General features: G+C 40.1%; 15 protein-coding genes and 2 riboswitches. Of the genes, 14 read left to right on the top strand and 1 reads right to left on the bottom strand.

The window, feature by feature from the left end:
* Positions 1–263: 263 nt before the first annotated feature.
* A complete protein-coding gene (locus ABES03_RS22710) occupies positions 264–1,175 on the bottom strand; it encodes a nuclease-related domain-containing protein (RefSeq protein ID WP_430120972.1) in 912 nt (303 codons plus the stop codon).
* A gap of 226 nt (positions 1,176–1,401) precedes the next feature.
* On the opposite strand from ABES03_RS22710, the gene ABES03_RS22715 reads away from it, so the two are divergent.
* The 14 genes from ABES03_RS22715 to ABES03_RS22780 all read left to right on the top strand — a co-directional run bounded on the left by ABES03_RS22715 (position 1,402) and on the right by ABES03_RS22780 (position 15,429).
* Positions 1,402–1,755 (top strand): hypothetical protein, encoded by a 354-nt coding sequence (locus tag ABES03_RS22715; RefSeq protein ID WP_430120974.1) that lies wholly within the window; start codon positions 1,402–1,404, stop codon positions 1,753–1,755.
* Positions 1,756–1,831: 76 nt separating this feature from the next.
* A riboswitch (SAM riboswitch) is annotated at positions 1,832–1,934 on the top strand.
* Between the two features lie 65 nt (positions 1,935–1,999).
* Complete coding sequence (locus tag ABES03_RS22720; protein WP_430120976.1) at positions 2,000–3,316, top strand: O-acetylhomoserine aminocarboxypropyltransferase/cysteine synthase family protein; 1,317 nt, start codon at positions 2,000–2,002, stop codon at positions 3,314–3,316.
* Between the two features lie 136 nt (positions 3,317–3,452).
* A riboswitch (SAM riboswitch) is annotated at positions 3,453–3,560 on the top strand.
* Between the two features lie 162 nt (positions 3,561–3,722).
* On the top strand, positions 3,723–4,748 hold the full coding sequence (locus tag ABES03_RS22725; protein WP_430120997.1) for a methionine ABC transporter ATP-binding protein: 1,026 nt from the start codon (positions 3,723–3,725) through the stop codon (positions 4,746–4,748).
* Positions 4,741–5,415 (top strand): methionine ABC transporter permease, encoded by a 675-nt coding sequence (locus ABES03_RS22730; protein WP_430120978.1) that lies wholly within the window; start codon positions 4,741–4,743, stop codon positions 5,413–5,415. The genes ABES03_RS22725 and ABES03_RS22730 overlap by 8 nt, the downstream gene beginning before the upstream one ends.
* A gap of 14 nt (positions 5,416–5,429) precedes the next feature.
* Positions 5,430–6,269, top strand: coding sequence for a MetQ/NlpA family ABC transporter substrate-binding protein (locus ABES03_RS22735; RefSeq protein WP_430120980.1), 840 nt, complete (start codon positions 5,430–5,432; stop codon positions 6,267–6,269).
* 403 nt (positions 6,270–6,672) lie between these two features.
* On the top strand, positions 6,673–7,458 hold the full coding sequence (sufC, locus tag ABES03_RS22740; protein ID WP_430120982.1) for a Fe-S cluster assembly ATPase SufC: 786 nt from the start codon (positions 6,673–6,675) through the stop codon (positions 7,456–7,458).
* A gap of 21 nt (positions 7,459–7,479) precedes the next feature.
* The gene (gene sufD / locus ABES03_RS22745; RefSeq protein ID WP_430120984.1) at positions 7,480–8,790 is read left to right on the top strand and encodes a Fe-S cluster assembly protein SufD; all 1,311 of its coding nucleotides are present in this window, start codon (positions 7,480–7,482) and stop codon (positions 8,788–8,790) included.
* Positions 8,790–10,019 carry a cysteine desulfurase gene (locus tag ABES03_RS22750; RefSeq protein ID WP_430120986.1) on the top strand — a complete coding sequence of 410 codons (1,230 nt, stop codon included), beginning with the start codon at positions 8,790–8,792 and terminating at the stop codon, positions 10,017–10,019. The genes sufD and ABES03_RS22750 overlap by 1 nt, the downstream gene beginning before the upstream one ends.
* Positions 10,009–10,449: a Fe-S cluster assembly sulfur transfer protein SufU gene (sufU, locus tag ABES03_RS22755; RefSeq protein WP_430120988.1), complete on the top strand. Its 441-nt coding sequence runs from the start codon at positions 10,009–10,011 to the stop codon at positions 10,447–10,449. The genes ABES03_RS22750 and sufU overlap by 11 nt, the downstream gene beginning before the upstream one ends.
* Before the next feature lie 54 nt (positions 10,450–10,503).
* A complete protein-coding gene (gene sufB / locus ABES03_RS22760) occupies positions 10,504–11,901 on the top strand; it encodes a Fe-S cluster assembly protein SufB (protein WP_430120989.1) in 1,398 nt (465 codons plus the stop codon).
* Positions 11,902–11,981: 80 nt separating this feature from the next.
* The gene (locus ABES03_RS22765; protein ID WP_430120991.1) at positions 11,982–12,827 is read left to right on the top strand and encodes a DUF72 domain-containing protein; all 846 of its coding nucleotides are present in this window, start codon (positions 11,982–11,984) and stop codon (positions 12,825–12,827) included.
* A 43-nt stretch (positions 12,828–12,870) separates the two neighbouring features.
* Complete coding sequence (locus tag ABES03_RS22770; RefSeq protein ID WP_430120993.1) at positions 12,871–13,692, top strand: sulfite exporter TauE/SafE family protein; 822 nt, start codon at positions 12,871–12,873, stop codon at positions 13,690–13,692.
* Between the two features lie 9 nt (positions 13,693–13,701).
* Complete coding sequence (locus ABES03_RS22775; RefSeq protein ID WP_430120995.1) at positions 13,702–15,051, top strand: bifunctional metallophosphatase/5'-nucleotidase; 1,350 nt, start codon at positions 13,702–13,704, stop codon at positions 15,049–15,051.
* A 75-nt stretch (positions 15,052–15,126) separates the two neighbouring features.
* Positions 15,127–15,429 (top strand): YunC family protein, encoded by a 303-nt coding sequence (locus ABES03_RS22780; RefSeq protein WP_335532755.1) that lies wholly within the window; start codon positions 15,127–15,129, stop codon positions 15,427–15,429.
* Positions 15,430–16,052 lie beyond the last annotated feature (623 nt).

The raw sequence follows: 16,052 nt of genomic DNA on the forward strand, positions 1-16,052 counted from the left end.
TGCCCGTAGCACCAGAAGAAGAGTGGGCATGGGAACTGTGCTAGGCCGACAGTGCCCGTAGCACCAGAAGAAGAGTGGGCATGGGAACTGTGCTAGGCCGACAGTGCCCGTAGCACCAGAAGAAGAGCGAGCATGGGAACTGTGGTAGGCCGACAGTGCCCGTAGCACCAGAAAAAGAGCGCGCAAGTAAATGAAAGAGCTCACAAATCCCTTACCACCTTAAAAAGAGCATACTAACGTTTAATTAAATAGTTGTGTGAAATCTAATCGCATTTAATAAAATTAAATTCCTTCTTTCCAAGAACATCACAGTTCTTCTTCAAAACCCTCCGAAAAGTTTTCTTTGAATCTAACACTTGAAACCAATCATGAATCACATTAGTTGTGATTTGTTCATTAGGAAAAAGTAAACAAAATTCATTAACTCCCCTCATTATAGAGTTGTCGAGATCTTCTGTATAACCACAAACATCACATACTAATTTCCTACCTGAAACAGTTACGCTAAAGGAATGGCATGAACAACAATTTATCCCTTTTTGTATAGAATTTAGATCATATGCTGGAATCTTGTCCTTATTGATTTCAATTTGGTGCATAGAAACTAATTGGTCAGCTAATCTTTTGTGGTGGTCTTTTAATGTCGAAGGATGATTGTTCAATTTTCTCATAAATTGACTAAGCTGATTTGGATAAATAATAGGTTTGTTAAGAGGAGCCTGGTATAAATAAAACTCGGGGTTAATAAAAACTACATACGCCTTAATGGGGATTCGATACCCAAGATTTTGAAGAAGCTGCCGGAGTAAGGATTCACTTCTTTCTATCTGTAATAAAGGGTTTGTAATTTCCTTTTTGGAAATTGTATAGAACCTACCTGATTCATAATAATAATCACCTTCATAATTCTTTACTTCGAAAAGATAAATTGGTTCTTGAGTAACTATTAAAGAATCTATTTGGAATTTCGCACCACTGGTCTCCAGCAATAAATCGTTTAGTATAAAACTTCTACAGCTCAACTTTTCTGTCAATAAATCAAACGCAACTTCACCCTCATATCCCTTTTCGAGGTTGTGATATGATTGTTTGTATTTATCTTCTAGAGTCATTCGTTGGGAAAGTAATCTAAGAATTATTAATTCCACCGATTCACACCGCTCTTTATAAGCCATAATCCACATCCTTTCAAAATAAAAAACCATCCTACCATTTTCAGTTTAATTAAAAATGCCCCTCAAATGTGTGACCAATTACCGACATTTCATAAACCCCAAGTATCCGACATATTTCTCAGGAAATCATGACCATTAGCCCAAATATTGTCGAGCAATTATAAAAGGGTTTCCATAAACCTTGCGGAATAGTTAAGGTATACGTATGTAGACCGGAGTGGTAAAAATGATCAAAAGTATCCAGAAATTCCTTGTAAAGATGCAGAAGCAGGGGCATGTCTATCAACTAATCAAACAAGCGGAGGTACATGTAAATCTCCGTTGCGAGGAGCAAGTAGTACAATTAGTGATAAAAAACGGTGCAGTATTTATTCTTCAAAACCCATTGGAGCAACATAATGCCTACGAGGTTAGAGGAAATGAAGCCGCAATGAAACAATTAATTGAAGGAACAAGCCGATTAAGAGTGCTAGAACAAAAAGGAGAGATTAAAGTAGATACATCATTACGAATCGCACTATTACTCGAGTCTCTTTTTTATCTCACAAAAGCACAGGAAGATTTTGCGAAAATCATATAAAAAGCGTTGACTTCAATAGGGACATCATGTAATGTATTATTTAAATATTCTATCAATTAAAACAATCACATAAACATTCTTATCAAGAGTGGCGGAGGGACTGGCCCTTTGAAGCCCGGCAACCGGTTTATACACGGTGCTAAATCCAGCAGAGTATAAAAAACTCTGAAAGATAAGAAGAGAGCCCCCTCTTCTTAAGAAGCGGGGGTTTTTGTTTATCATGGTTAAGGGAGGAGCTAGGAAAATGGGAGAAAATCAAAAGAAGTATCGCTTTGAAACCTTGAGTGTTCATGGAGGCTTGAGTCCAGATCCAGTAACAGGTGCTCGTGCCGTTCCCATCTATCAAAACAATGCCTACCAATTCAAAAATACTGAACATGCAGCAAACCTATTTAGTTTAGCAGAACCAGGCTACATATACACGCGTATTCATAATCCTACGACAACCGTATTTGAAGAGAGAGTAGCCCTGTTAGAAGGCGGTGTGGGAGCGCTGGCCGTTGCAAGCGGTATGGCAGCAATTACCCTCGCCATTCTTAATGTGGCTGAGGCAGGAGATGAGATTGTTGCTGCTTCAAACCTCTACGGTGGAACATATAATTTATTCGCAGTAACCCTTCCGAAATACGGAATTAACGTCAAATTTGTCGATGCAGAAAATCCAGAGAATTTTAGAGCAGAGATAACCCATAAAACAAAGGCTGTCTTTGCAGAAACAATCGGGAATCCAAGCTTACGTGTGTTAGACATTGAAAAAGTGGCAGAAATTGCTCACGAGGCAGGCGTCCCATTAATTATCGACAACACCTTTGCGACACCATACCTATGCAGACCGATTGAGTACGGGGCAGACATTGTTGTTCACTCGGCAACAAAATGGCTTTTAGGGAATGGGACATCAACGGGCGGCATTATTGTCGATGGTGGGAAGTTTGACTGGAACACTTCTAGATTCCCTGGCTTTACGACTCCAGATGCAAGCTACCATGATCTTGTCTATGCAGAAGCATTAGGTGCTGTAGCGTATATTGTAAAGGCACGTGTACAGTTATTACGTGACCTCGGTCCGGCACTGAGCCCGCAAAATTCATTCCAATTTACACTAGGCCTTGAAACACTACATGTTCGGATGAAAGAGCATGTAGCCAATACGATAACAATTGTAGACTATTTATTAAACCACCCAGCAGTAGAATGGGTATCCTATCCGGGACATCCATCACATCCAGACTATGAATTAGCGAAAAAATATCTACCTAAAGGTGCAGGCTCCATGGTTGTTTTTGGAATTAAAGGTGGGAAGGAAACAGGGGCGAAGCTCATTGATTCTCTATCCTTGTGGGCACATGTGGCCAATGTTGGCGATTCAAAAAGTCTAATTATTCACCCAGCTAGTACCACCCATCAGCAATTAGATGCAGAGGGTTTGAAGGCAGCAGGTGTATCAGAGGACTTAATCCGTCTCTCTATTGGGATTGAAAATGTCGAAGACCTGATTGATGATCTCGAATCTGCGATTGAGACAGCAACGGGACTGGCATCTGTCAAAGCAAATGTCTAAAATTTACCTCATGCAATAAGTAAGAATTAATAGATTTTTATATTGACACCCTTTTTTATCCGTGATACGATAGCTTTCGTACTAAAATAAATACTTAAATTGACTAACGTGTTAATTGAATATAGAATGCTGTAAGCTCTTATCAAGAGAGGTGGAGGGATGTGCCCGATGAAGCCCGGCAACCGTCAATGTTACATTGAAATGGTGCCAATTCACACAAAGCGTTTGCTTTGGGAGATGGGAGAAAGGTCTATTTTACTAATGCCTTTCTGCCTGTGCAGAAAGGCTTTTTATTTTTCTAAAATAGAATCTTTTCAGGGAAACAGTCAAATTCTATAGTTAAATGACAGGGTATAGTAGATTCTTTCTGAATTTTAGGTAAATAGGATAGAAGCGGGTGATTCAAGTGATTTCAATAAAAAACGTCCGTAAGATTTTTCCTTCCAAACAGGGCCAGCTAAAAGCGGTCGATGACGTGAATTTAGAAATTCAAGAAGGGGAAATTTTCGGAGTCATAGGATATAGCGGTGCCGGAAAAAGTACGTTAATTCGAATGCTTAATGGGTTGGAGCTGCCAACCGATGGATCAGTCACAGTGGCTGGTCGTGTCATTTCAAAGATTAAGGGCAGTGAGCTTCGTAAAGCACGTCAAGAGATCAGTATGATTTTTCAACATTTCAACCTACTTTGGTCAAGAACAGTAAGTGAAAATATTGCTTTTCCACTTGAAATTGCAGGTGTAAAGGGACCGGAAAGACAGAAAAGAGTTAATGAACTTATCAAACTCGTTGGCCTTGAGGGACGTGAAAACGCCTATCCTTCACAACTGAGTGGGGGACAAAAACAGCGTGTAGGGATTGCGAGAGCCCTCGCTAATAATCCAAAGGTTTTACTTTGTGATGAAGCAACTTCAGCACTGGACCCCCAGACAACAGATTCCATTCTGGATTTATTAGTAGATATCAATAAACGACTAGGTCTGACCATTGTGTTGATTACCCATGAAATGCATGTTATTCGGAAAATTTGCCACCGGGTTGCTGTAATGGAAAGCGGTCGTGTAGTGGAGCTTGGTTCCGTTTTAGATGTGTTCCGGAATCCGCAGCAGCAAATCACGAAACGATTTGTTCAACAGGTGACAGAGCCTGAAGAAACAAAAGAAACGGCGGAACATTTGCTGGCACGGTATCATTCCGGTCAGGTCGTTCAATTGACCTTCATTGGCGAGTCAGCTGAGCAGCCGCTCATCTCTAATTTAATCAGACACCATGAGGTTACAGTAAATATCCTGCAGGGGAAAATTTCACAAACACAAAGTGGTTCATATGGAACTCTCTTTATTCATCTTGATGGTGACGAGAAAGAAGTAAACAAAGCCATAGACTTTATTCGTTCCCAGCAGGTTGGTTTGGAGGTGGTAACAAATGAATAATAGTGGAAAATATTTTGAAAATGTCGATTGGCTCATGATGTGGGAAGCAACGAAAGACACAGTTTATATGACAGCTATTTCGGTTCTCGTTACCTTTATCTTGGGGACAATCTTAGGTTTATTACTTTTCCTAACAACAAAAGGGAATCTGTGGGAGAATAAACCGATAAATACGATCATTAGTGGAATAGTTAATATCTTTCGTTCCATTCCGTTCATTATTTTAATTGTTTTATTAATCCCGTTCACCACCTTCCTAATAGGAACTATGATCGGAGAAGATGCGGCCTTGCCAGCACTAATCATTGGGGCTGCTCCCTTTTATGCAAGGATGGTGGAGATAGGTCTTCGGGAGATTAATAAAGGGGTTATTGAAGCTGCTAAATCAATGGGAGCAACAACAAGCACGATTATTTGGAAGGTATTACTACCGGAATCCATGCCAGCTCTCATTTCCGGTATTACTGTTACAGCTATTGCTCTTGTGGGTTACACAGCAATGGCAGGAGCGATCGGTGCAGGTGGGTTAGGAAACCTTGCCTACAACTATGGTTTCCAACGAAATCAAAATGACGTCACATTTGTCGCTACCGTCATCATTTTAGTTATTGTGTTTATTATTCAGTTAATTGGTGATTTCATCACTTCTAAATTAGATAAAAGATAAAAGGAGAGTTCAACATGAAAAAATGGTTATCCGTTTTATTAGCTTTAACATTAGCCCTAGCTCTTGCAGCTTGCGGTAAATCAGAAGAAAAATCTGAAGGTACTTCAGAAAAGGGTGGCATCACTAAATTAGTAGTTGGAGCTTCAACTGTGCCACACGCTGAAATTTTAGAACAAGCAAAACCACTATTAAAAGAAAAAGGAATCGACCTAGAAATTACAACTTTCACTGACTATGTATTACCAAACAAAGCATTGGCTTCAAAAGAATTAGATGCAAACTATTTCCAGCACATCCCTTACTTAGAATCTCAAAACAAAGAATTTAACTACGGATTTGTTAACGCTGGCGGCATTCACATCGAGCCAATCGGTGTTTATTCTAAAAAATATAAAAAGCTAAGTGACCTTCCAAAAGGTGCTCACTTAATCATGAGTAACTCTGTAGCTGACCATGGCCGTCTACTTTCTTTACTAGAAGCACAAGGCTTAATCAAGCTAAAAGATGGCATTGATAAAACTAAAGCAGAACTAAAAGACGTTGTTGAAAATCCAAAGGATCTAAAATTTGATGCAAACTATGAGGCAAAGCTTTTACCACAAATCTTTAATAACGGCGAAGGCGATGCAGTCCTAATCAATTCCAACTACGCAATTGATGCAGGATTAAACCCAGTGAAGGATTCTATTGCAATTGAAGACAAAGAATCACCATATGTAAACGTCATTGCCGTTCGTAAAGGTGACGAAAATAAAGAGGCAATTAAAGCTCTAGTAGAAGTACTTCATTCAAAAGAAATCCAAGACTTCATCCTTGAAAAATACAAAGGTGCAGTTGTACCGGTTTCTGAATAAAAAAGATTCCATTTAAATAAGAAGGAAATAGTAAAAGCCAGTGAGCTATTCACTGGCTTTTGCTATTTCTAAATCATACATGAAACCTTAGGATTGGGTAAAAATAGAAGAGATATTACACCCAAATACACTTGGCAAAAGTTGAAAAAATAAGGTATGATTTTAACCGAGTGTATTTTTACATAAATGGGTTCAAGAATTTTTTTATCAGAAAATTCTTGAAAAGGCACTTCTCATTCTCAATTAGTAATTACTTAATGAAAATAGGGGTGCTGTTTTTACTGTTTAGGAGTTGCTAATACATTTCATTTGTTATAAGATTGTAATGAGAATAAAATGAGAATAGAGTTATAGACCAATTACGGTCTGCAAGATACAACACTTTCTTTTCGGAGGTATAGATATGGCTGGATCAACTTTAACGATCAAAGATTTACATGTAGGAATTGATGGGAAAGAAATTTTAAAAGGTGTTAACCTTGAAGTAAAAGGTGGAGAAATCCATGCAATCATGGGTCCTAACGGAACTGGTAAATCCACTTTATCATCTGCAATCATGGGTCATCCTAAATATGAAGTAACTAGCGGTAACATTACTTTAGATGGACAAAATGTTCTTGAAATGGAAGTAGATGAGCGCGCTCGTGCAGGTCTATTCCTAGCAATGCAATATCCAAGTGAAATTAACGGCGTAACCAATGCCGACTTTTTACGTTCTGCATTAAATAGCCGCCTAGGTGAAGGAAATGAAATTTCTCTAATGAAATTCATCCGTAAGATGGATAAACAAATGGAATTCCTTGAAATGGACCTTGATATGGCGCAACGCTACTTAAATGAAGGTTTCTCTGGTGGAGAGAAAAAGCGTAATGAGATTTTACAATTAATGATGTTACAACCGAAAATTGCGATCCTGGATGAAATTGACTCAGGTCTAGATATTGACGCATTAAAAGTTGTTTCAAAAGGAATCAATGAAATGCGTGGCGAAGAATTCGGCTGCCTAGTTATTACTCACTATCAACGTCTTTTAGACTATATCACTCCTGACTACGTGCACGTTATGATGCAGGGCCGTATTGTGAAATCAGGCGGACCTGAGCTAGCACAACGCTTAGAAGCAGAAGGATATGACTGGATCAAACAAGAGCTTGGAATTGAAGATGAAACAGTTGGGCAAGAAGCGTAAGAGAGTGTTAGGAGGATTACAATGACAACAGAAACAAAATTACCATTTGATAAGGGTTTTGTAAGCTCCTTTTCGAAAGAAATGAACGAGCCTGCTTGGTTTGAAGCGTTCCGTCTCAAAGCATTAGAGAGTTTTGAACAACTGCCAATGCCAAGACCTGATAAAACAAAAATAGATAAATGGAATTTCACTCAATTCAATCAACATACTATTAAAAGTGACGCTTATACTTCTCTTGATGAATTACCGGAGGAAGTAAAAGCTTTAGTTGATTTGGAAGCAACTGATAAGAATTTATATATTCAACGTAATCAGACCCCTGCCTTTTTATCTTTATCAGAAGAGCTAAAAAGTAAGGGCGTTATCTTTACAGACATTTTCACAGCAGCTAGAGAGCATGGCGAGCTTTTGAAAAAGTACTATATGACACAAGCAATTAATACTGACGAACACCGTCTCACTGCCCTTCATACGGCACTTGTGAACGGTGGGGTGTTCTTATATGTTCCGAAAAATGTAGTCATCTCTGAACCAGTTCAAGCGGTATATGTTCATGATCACGCAGAGGCAAACCTATTTAACCATGTCATCGTGGTAGCAGAAGATAACAGCTCTGTCACATATGTTGAAAACTACATTTCAACGATTGAAGCTTCTAATTCTGTGGTAAACATTCTTTCAGAGGTTATTGCAAATGCCAATGCGAAGGTTGTATATGGTGCAGTAGATTACCTTGCAAAAGGAACAACTACCTATGTAAACCGTCGCGGTGTAGCTGGAAGAGATGCACGTATTGAGTGGGCTTTAGGGTTAATGAACGAAGGAAACACTATTTCTGAAAACACAACCAACCTAATTGGTGATGGTTCCTATGGTGATACAAAAACAGTTGTCGTTGGACGTGGAGAGCAAACACAAAACTTTACGACAAAGGTTGTTCACTTTGGGAAAAACAGCGAAGGCTACATCTTAAAGCATGGTGTTATGAAGGATAGTGCAACTTCCATCTTTAATGGTATTGGAAAAATCGAGCATGGTGCTTCTAAATCAAATGCTGAGCAAGAATCCCGCGTATTAATGCTTAGTGAAAAAGCGCGTGGAGATGCTAACCCAATCCTTTTAATTGATGAAGATGATGTAACTGCAGGTCATGCTGCATCTGTCGGCCGAGTGGATAAAGTACAGCTTTACTACTTAATGAGCCGCGGAATTCCTAAGCAAGAAGCAGAACGCCTCATCATTCACGGCTTCCTTGCACCAGTTGTTAACCAGCTTCCGATAGAAGGAGTAAAGAAACAACTGACTGAAGTGATCGAAAGGAAAGTACGCTAATGAATATCCAGGATATTCGTAAACAGTTTCCGATCCTAGACCAAGAGGTGAACGGCAAGCCGTTGGTGTATCTGGATAGTTCAGCTACATCACAGAAGCCGCTTCGTGTGATTGAGGCAGTTGATAAGTATTACCGTGAAATCAATTCCAATGTCCATCGTGGTGTGCATACATTAGGAACAAGAGCTACTGATGCATATGAAGGGGCAAGAGAAAAGGTTCGCAAATTTATCAATGCTAAATCGATTCAGGAAGTTATTTTTACAAGAGGAACAACAACTTCTATTAATACAGTGGCAGCAAGCTATGCAGCCGCTAATCTTAAAGAAGGCGATGAAATTGTTATCACTTATATGGAGCACCACAGCAATATTATCCCATGGCAGCAAGTGGCTAGACGGACAGGTGCCCAGTTAAAATACATTCCTCTTCAAGAGGATGGAACCATCTCACTTGATGATGTGCGTGCAACCGTTACAGCAAACACAAAGGTTGTTTCTGTGATGCAAGTATCAAATGTACTTGGCGTTATCAATCCGGTGAAAGAAATTGCTCAAATTGCCCATGAAAATGGTGCGATTATGGTAGTAGATGGTGCGCAGAGTGCTCCGCATATGAAAATTGATGTTCAGGATTTGGATTGCGATTTCCTCGCATTCTCTGGACACAAAATGTGCGCTCCTACTGGTATCGGTGTTCTTTATGGTAAAAAACATTTGCTTGAAAACATGGAGCCGATTGAATTTGGCGGTGAGATGATTGATTTCGTGCAATTGCAGGAATCAACATGGAAAGAGCTACCGTGGAAATTCGAAGGCGGTACGCCAATTATTGCGGGAGCTGTTGGTCTAGGAGCTGCAATTGACTTTTTAACTGAAGTAGGCTTAGAGAATATTGCTGAGCACGAACATAAGCTTGCTGCTTATGCGTTAGATAAAATGTCTGCAGTTGAAGGTATGATGATTTATGGCCCGCTTGATGCGGCGAAACGCGCAGGACTTATAACATTTAACTTAACAGACGTACATCCACACGATGTAGCAACTGTGTTAGATGCAGAAGGTATTGCTGTCCGTGCCGGACATCATTGTGCACAACCGTTGATGAGATGGCTTAAGGCTTCAGCAACGGCTCGAGCTAGCTTCTATTTATATAATACTGAAGAGGATATTGATAAACTCGTTGAAGGGCTTGTCAAAACAAAGGAGTATTTCAGCGATGTCTTCTAATAATTTAGATACACTTTACCGTCAAGTCATTATGGATCATTATAAAAATCCTCGGAACCGTGGTGTTTTGGAGGATGGAAGCCATACGATTAATATGAATAACCCTACATGTGGAGACCGCATTCAATTAAGCCTTAAGGTGGAAAATGGGATTGTGGTTGACGCGAAGCAAGAAGGGGAAGGCTGTTCAATTTCCATGTCATCGGCTTCAATGATGACTCAAGCCATTAAAGGAAAAAAGATTGATGAGGCTTTAAAAATGTCAAAAATCTTCTCTGATATGATGCAAGGAAAAGATTATGATGAAGACCTTGATTTAGGTGATATTGAGGCCCTTCAAGGCGTTGCCAAGTTTCCAGCCCGCATTAAATGTGCCACGTTAGCGTGGAAGGCAATGGAAAAGGGATTGAAGGAAGAAGAACAAGAATAAACGAACAGGGCAGCGAAAAGGCCCTTTTCGTTTAAGAAATGGAGGAAGACGACGATGGCTAAAAAAATGCCGGAAATCGGTGATTATAAATATGGTTTTGCCGATAAAGACGTTTCCATATTCCGATCAAAGCGTGGATTGACACGTGAAATAGTTGAAGAGATTTCTAAGCTGAAGAGTGAACCACAATGGATGCTTGACTTCCGTTTAAAATCACTCGAGCATTTCTACAATATGCCAATGCCACAATGGGGCGGAGATTTGGCTTCATTAAACTTTGACGAAATTACGTACTATGTAAAACCATCTGAAAAGTCGGAGAAATCATGGGACGAAGTACCAGAGGAAATCAAAGCAACATTTGATAAGCTTGGAATTCCTGAAGCGGAGCAAAAGTATCTAGCTGGTGTTTCGGCACAATACGAATCAGAGGTTGTTTATCACAACATGAAGGAAGACCTAGAAGCACTTGGAATCGTATTTAAGGATACAGATTCTGCGCTTAAAGAAAATGAAGACATTTTCCGTGAGCATTTTGGAAAAACAATTCCACCAACAGACAACAAGTTTGCTGCATTGAACTCTGCAGTATGGTCTGGCGGCTCATTCATCTATGTACCAAAGGGAATTAAAGTGGATACTCCGTTACAGGCGTACTTCCGGATTAACTCTGAGAACATGGGCCAATTTGAACGGACATTAATCATTGTTGATGAAGGTGCCCATGTGCATTACGTAGAGGGTTGTACGGCTCCGGTTTATACAACGAACTCCTTGCACAGTGCCGTGGTTGAAATTGTTATTAAAAAAGATGCTTATTGCCGTTATACAACCATTCAAAACTGGGCTAACAACGTGTTCAACCTAGTTACGAAGCGTGCGGTTTGTGAAGCAAATGCAACAATGGAATGGATTGACGGAAATATCGGTTCTAAGTTAACAATGAAATACCCAGCAGTTATTTTAAAAGGGGAAGGTGCTCGTGGTATGACTTTATCTATTGCGATTGCAGGTAAAGGTCAGCACCAGGATGCTGGAGCAAAAATGATTCATTTAGCTCCAAATACATCTTCTACGATCGTATCAAAATCAATCTCTAAGCACGGAGGAAAAGTAACGTATCGCGGAGTTGTTCATTTCGGACGCAAAGCGGAAGGTGCCCGTGCAAATATTGAGTGTGATACGTTGATTATGGATAACCAATCTACATCAGATACAATTCCATTCAATGAAATCCTTAATGACAACATTTCACTTGAGCACGAAGCGAAGGTTTCTAAAGTATCAGAAGAGCAGCTTTTCTACTTGATGAGCCGTGGTATTTCTGAACAGGAAGCTACTGAAATGATCGTTATGGGCTTCATCGAGCCATTTACAAAGGAATTACCAATGGAATATGCCGTTGAAATGAACCGTTTAATCAAGTTCGAGATGGAAGGTTCTATCGGTTAATATTTTATAAAAGAAACCCGCCCGCTGGCTATAGCTGGCGGGTTTTTGTATGCTATTATTAATAACTGGGGGTGAACGAATTGATTTATATAGGTGTCACAGGCTGGGGAGACCATGACAGCTTATATCCAGGTGGAGCTTCCTCAAGGGACAAATTAAAGCACTATGCGGGCCATTTTCCAATCGTAGAGGTAGACTCTGCATTTTATGCGATTCAACCAAAACGGAATGCAGAAAAGTGGGTGCAAGAAACGCCGGAGAGCTTTCAGTTCATCGTAAAAGCCTACCAAGGTATGACGGGGCATATGCGTGGAGAGATTCCCTTTGAAAGCAAACAAGCGATGTTTCTCGCATTTAAAGACTCTTTACAGCCATACATAGAAAAAAATAAACTAGCCATGGTCCTGTTTCAATTCCCACCGTGGTTTAGCTGCAAACGAGAAAATGTTGATTACTTGCGATGGTGTAAACAAGAAATGGGTGAGATCCCTTGTGCTTTAGAGTTCAGGCACCAATCCTGGTTTGCTCCCACTTATAAACAAAAAACGCTTGATTTTATGAAACAGGAAAACTGGATCCATAGTATTTGTGACGAACCACAGTCTGGTGAAGGTTCCATTCCTACCGTTTTAACGGCTTTAGACCAGCAAAGGGTGCTGGTGAGATTCCATGGCCGCAATGTTCATGGCTGGCAAAAAAGGAATGCTGAAAATTGGCGTGAGGTCCGCTACCTGTATCGATATAACCAAAAAGAATTAGAGGAATGGCAAGAGTCGATATTAAAACTATCGGAAGAGACTGAACATGTCTATCTTTTGTTTAATAACAATTCTGGCGGCGATGCAGCGGATAACGCAAAGGATATGATGAATCTTTTAGACATAGAATACGGAGGACTAGCCCCAAGACAATTGGATTTATTTTAGCAGCAACTTAAGGAATCACACAGAAAAGTAGAAGGTGAAAGTTATGGAATGGATTGTTTTAGTTATAGTTGGGCTGATTGCAAGCTCTTTAGGGTCACTTATTGGCATGGGAGGAGGAATTATTGTTGTTCCTGCTTTACTATACTTAGCCACACTGCCCGAATTCAGTCACCTAACCCCGCAGGTAGTGGTTGGCACCTCCCTTTTTACAATGATTTTTACTGGTCTTTCTTCCACTCTTGCGTATATGAAAATTAAGACCGTGGATTATAAGAGTGGATTTATTTTCCTTATTGGAAGTGGTCCTGGAAGCATTCTAGGTGCCTGGATTACTGAAAAACTCGACCTGCATTCATTTAATCTTTATTTCGGATTATTTATTATTTTTGTTTCATTTGTTTTGATGATAAAGGATAAATTGAAACCTCTCCCTTTTCGGAAAGATAAGGGAGTTGTCCGTCAATTTACCGATAACATTGGGAGAAACTTCGAATATGGATTTAGCCCCATTTTAGCGGTCCTCATTTCCTTTGTAGTTGGGTTTTTGTCAGGGATTTTTGGGATTGGCGGCGGCTCATTGATGGTGCCAACAATGATTATTTTGTTCATTTTTCCACCGCATGTTGCTGTTGCCACATCTATGTTCATGATTTTACCAACAGCGGTCTTGAGTTCAATCACTCATATCGCTTTAGGCAATGTAAATTGGCTGTATGCATTGGCGTTAGTACCTGGTGCTTGGATGGGAGCAAAAGTAGGAGTATTATTAAATACAAAGTTAAAAAGCAAAACGATTGTCTGGATTATCAGAATAATCCTTATTATTGTCGGTATACGATTAATCTATCAAGGAATAACAGGGTAAAGGTGAAAAATGGAAACAATACATATTTTTCATACCAATGATTTACACAGCCATCTCGAGCATTGGCCGCGCATTCAACATTTCTTAAAGCAACAGAGAGAGCAACTCAAGAAAAAGGGAGAAGAAGTTTACTTATTTGATATTGGCGACTTTCTTGATCGTTGGCACCCCTATACAGAGGCAACTAGAGGTAAGGGGAATATCTCTCTTTTAAATGAGTGTCAATATACGGCTGTCACGATTGGTAATAATGAAGGGATTAATCTCCCATTCAAGGATTTAAACCAGCTATATGATGAAGCTAAATTTGACATCATATTAGCCAATCTTTATGTAAATCAAGACTATCCTTCTTGGGCAAAGCCCTATGAGATTTACAGGACAAGTAGGGGGACAAAGGTTGGGGTCCTAGGATTAACCGCCCCATTTACCCATCTCTACGAACTGCTTGGTTGGAGAATGACAGACCCAATTGAAGAACTAAGTAAATGGATGCAACCATTAAAAGAAAAAGCAGACATCATCATCCTACTTTCCCACCTTGGGTTACATGAAGATGAACGTATTGCGGATGAATTTCCTGATATTGATGTGATTCTAGGTGCCCACACCCATCATGTCCTGGAGAGAGGCAAGGTAATCAACCAAGTACTTCTTGGGGCAGCCGGAAAACATGGGAACTTCGTTGGTCATGTAACTCTTCATTTGAATGAGAACAAGAAACTCTCCCAAAAAGAAGCAACCCTCTATGATTTTAATGAGTTGCCGGCTGTTTTAAATGAACAAGAGAAAATTGCTTCCTTTTTAAAAAAAGGGCAGAGCATGTTAAGCGAAAAAGTCACGTTCATTACCGAGCCTTTACAAAGTGATCCCTTCCGTGAAACCAACTTCGCACAATTGCTTTGTGAAGCGGTAAGGGAATGGTGTGGGACAGATTGTGCCTTCGTGAATGCAGGGCTCCTGCTAGGTCCTTTATCGGGAGAAGTCACTGAGTACGATTTGCTCTCTATTTGTCCACATCCCATAAATCCATGTGTCATTGAATTAACTGGGAATGAATTAACATCTATTCTAAAACAAACAAAGGATGAAGCCTTGCACCATAGACAAATAAAGGGTTTAGGCTTCAGAGGAACTGTGCTAGGGACCTTCGTCTATGATCAAATTATCACGAAAGATAAAACAATCTTTATTGCAGGTAAGGAATTGAATCTTGATCAGACGTATACACTCGCTCTTCCTGATATGTTTACCTTTGGCCATTTTTTCAAAGACATCCTTCCGAATAAAGAAAAGAAGTATTTCTTGCCTGAGTTTTTACGGGATATATTAAAGTGGAAGCTTTCAGGTTCCCATTGATAAATAAAACACTATGGATACACGCTTTTTCTAAACTCATCATAAAGTGATAGTGAGGAAAGGAGTGTTGGGAAATTGATTGATCTTTCGCCAATTGAAATTAACGGCCATACCTTCTTGGCTGTTTCCGTATTACTTCCAAAAACTACTTTGCTTGCTGTGACAAGCGATAAAGGATATATTATGTGCGGAGCCTTAGATGTGGGCTTATTAAATGAGAAATTAAGGGACCGAAAAATCATTGCCGGCCGTGCGGTCGGGGTGAGAACTATTGATCAGCTTCTAAATGCTCCGCTGGAATCTGTCACATTGGAAGCAGAAGAATTAGGTATTCATCAAGGGATGATCGGTAAAGATGCCTTGTTGAAGATGGTTTAAAAAGCTTGCTGAAAACGGCAGGCTTTTTTTTAAGATTGCATATAAAAATTTGTCAGATTCACAGTCCTAGGTACTGTGGTATTTTATGTCCCTGCGTAATGGAAAGAAGCCCCACAGGTAAATAGAGGCTTCTAATGTCCTTGGCAAGGAGAAATGTGGTTAAGCGGTAAATAAGGGGAGGTTCTAATGCCCGTGGCAAGGGAAAAAGTGCGCCAACGGTAAATAGGAGAAGCTTCTAATGCCCGTGACAAGGGAAAAAGTGCGCCACTGGTAAATAAGGGAAGCCTTTAATGCCCGTGACAATGGAAAAAGTGCGCCACTGGTAAATAAGGGAAGGTTCTAATGCCTGTGGCAAGGGGAAAAGTGGTCAAGCGGTAAATAGGAGAAGCTTCTAATGCCCGTGACAATGGAAAAAGTGCGCCACCGGTAAATAGGAGAAGCTTTTAATGCCCGTGACAAGGGAAAAAGTGCGCCACTGGTAAATAAGGGAAGGTTCTAATGCCTGTGGCAAGGGGAAAAGTGGTCAAGCGGTAAATAGGAGAAGCTTTTAATGCCCGTGACAAGGGAAAAAGTGCGCCACCGGTAAATAAAGGAAGGTTCTAATGCCCGTGACAAGGGGAAAA

Source organism: Neobacillus rhizosphaerae, from assembly GCF_050477885.1.
Taxonomy (GTDB): domain Bacteria; phylum Bacillota; class Bacilli; order Bacillales; family Cytobacillaceae; genus Neobacillus; species Neobacillus rhizosphaerae_A.

Bases quoted from the DNA above. Each gene is read 5' to 3' on its own strand.
- ABES03_RS22710 (WP_430120972.1), bottom strand. From the start codon at position 1,175: ATGGCTTATAAAGAGCGGTGTGAATCGGTGGAATTAATAATTCTTAGA.
- ABES03_RS22715 (WP_430120974.1), top strand. From the start codon at position 1,402: ATGATCAAAAGTATCCAGAAATTCCTTGTAAAGATGCAGAAGCAGGGG.
- ABES03_RS22720 (WP_430120976.1), top strand. From the start codon at position 2,000: ATGGGAGAAAATCAAAAGAAGTATCGCTTTGAAACCTTGAGTGTTCAT.
- ABES03_RS22730 (WP_430120978.1), top strand. From the start codon at position 4,741: ATGAATAATAGTGGAAAATATTTTGAAAATGTCGATTGGCTCATGATG.
- ABES03_RS22735 (WP_430120980.1), top strand. From the start codon at position 5,430: ATGAAAAAATGGTTATCCGTTTTATTAGCTTTAACATTAGCCCTAGCT.
- sufC (WP_430120982.1), top strand. From the start codon at position 6,673: ATGGCTGGATCAACTTTAACGATCAAAGATTTACATGTAGGAATTGAT.
- sufD (WP_430120984.1), top strand. From the start codon at position 7,480: ATGACAACAGAAACAAAATTACCATTTGATAAGGGTTTTGTAAGCTCC.
- ABES03_RS22750 (WP_430120986.1), top strand. From the start codon at position 8,790: ATGAATATCCAGGATATTCGTAAACAGTTTCCGATCCTAGACCAAGAG.
- sufU (WP_430120988.1), top strand. From the start codon at position 10,009: ATGTCTTCTAATAATTTAGATACACTTTACCGTCAAGTCATTATGGAT.
- sufB (WP_430120989.1), top strand. From the start codon at position 10,504: ATGGCTAAAAAAATGCCGGAAATCGGTGATTATAAATATGGTTTTGCC.
- ABES03_RS22770 (WP_430120993.1), top strand. From the start codon at position 12,871: ATGGAATGGATTGTTTTAGTTATAGTTGGGCTGATTGCAAGCTCTTTA.
- ABES03_RS22775 (WP_430120995.1), top strand. From the start codon at position 13,702: ATGGAAACAATACATATTTTTCATACCAATGATTTACACAGCCATCTC.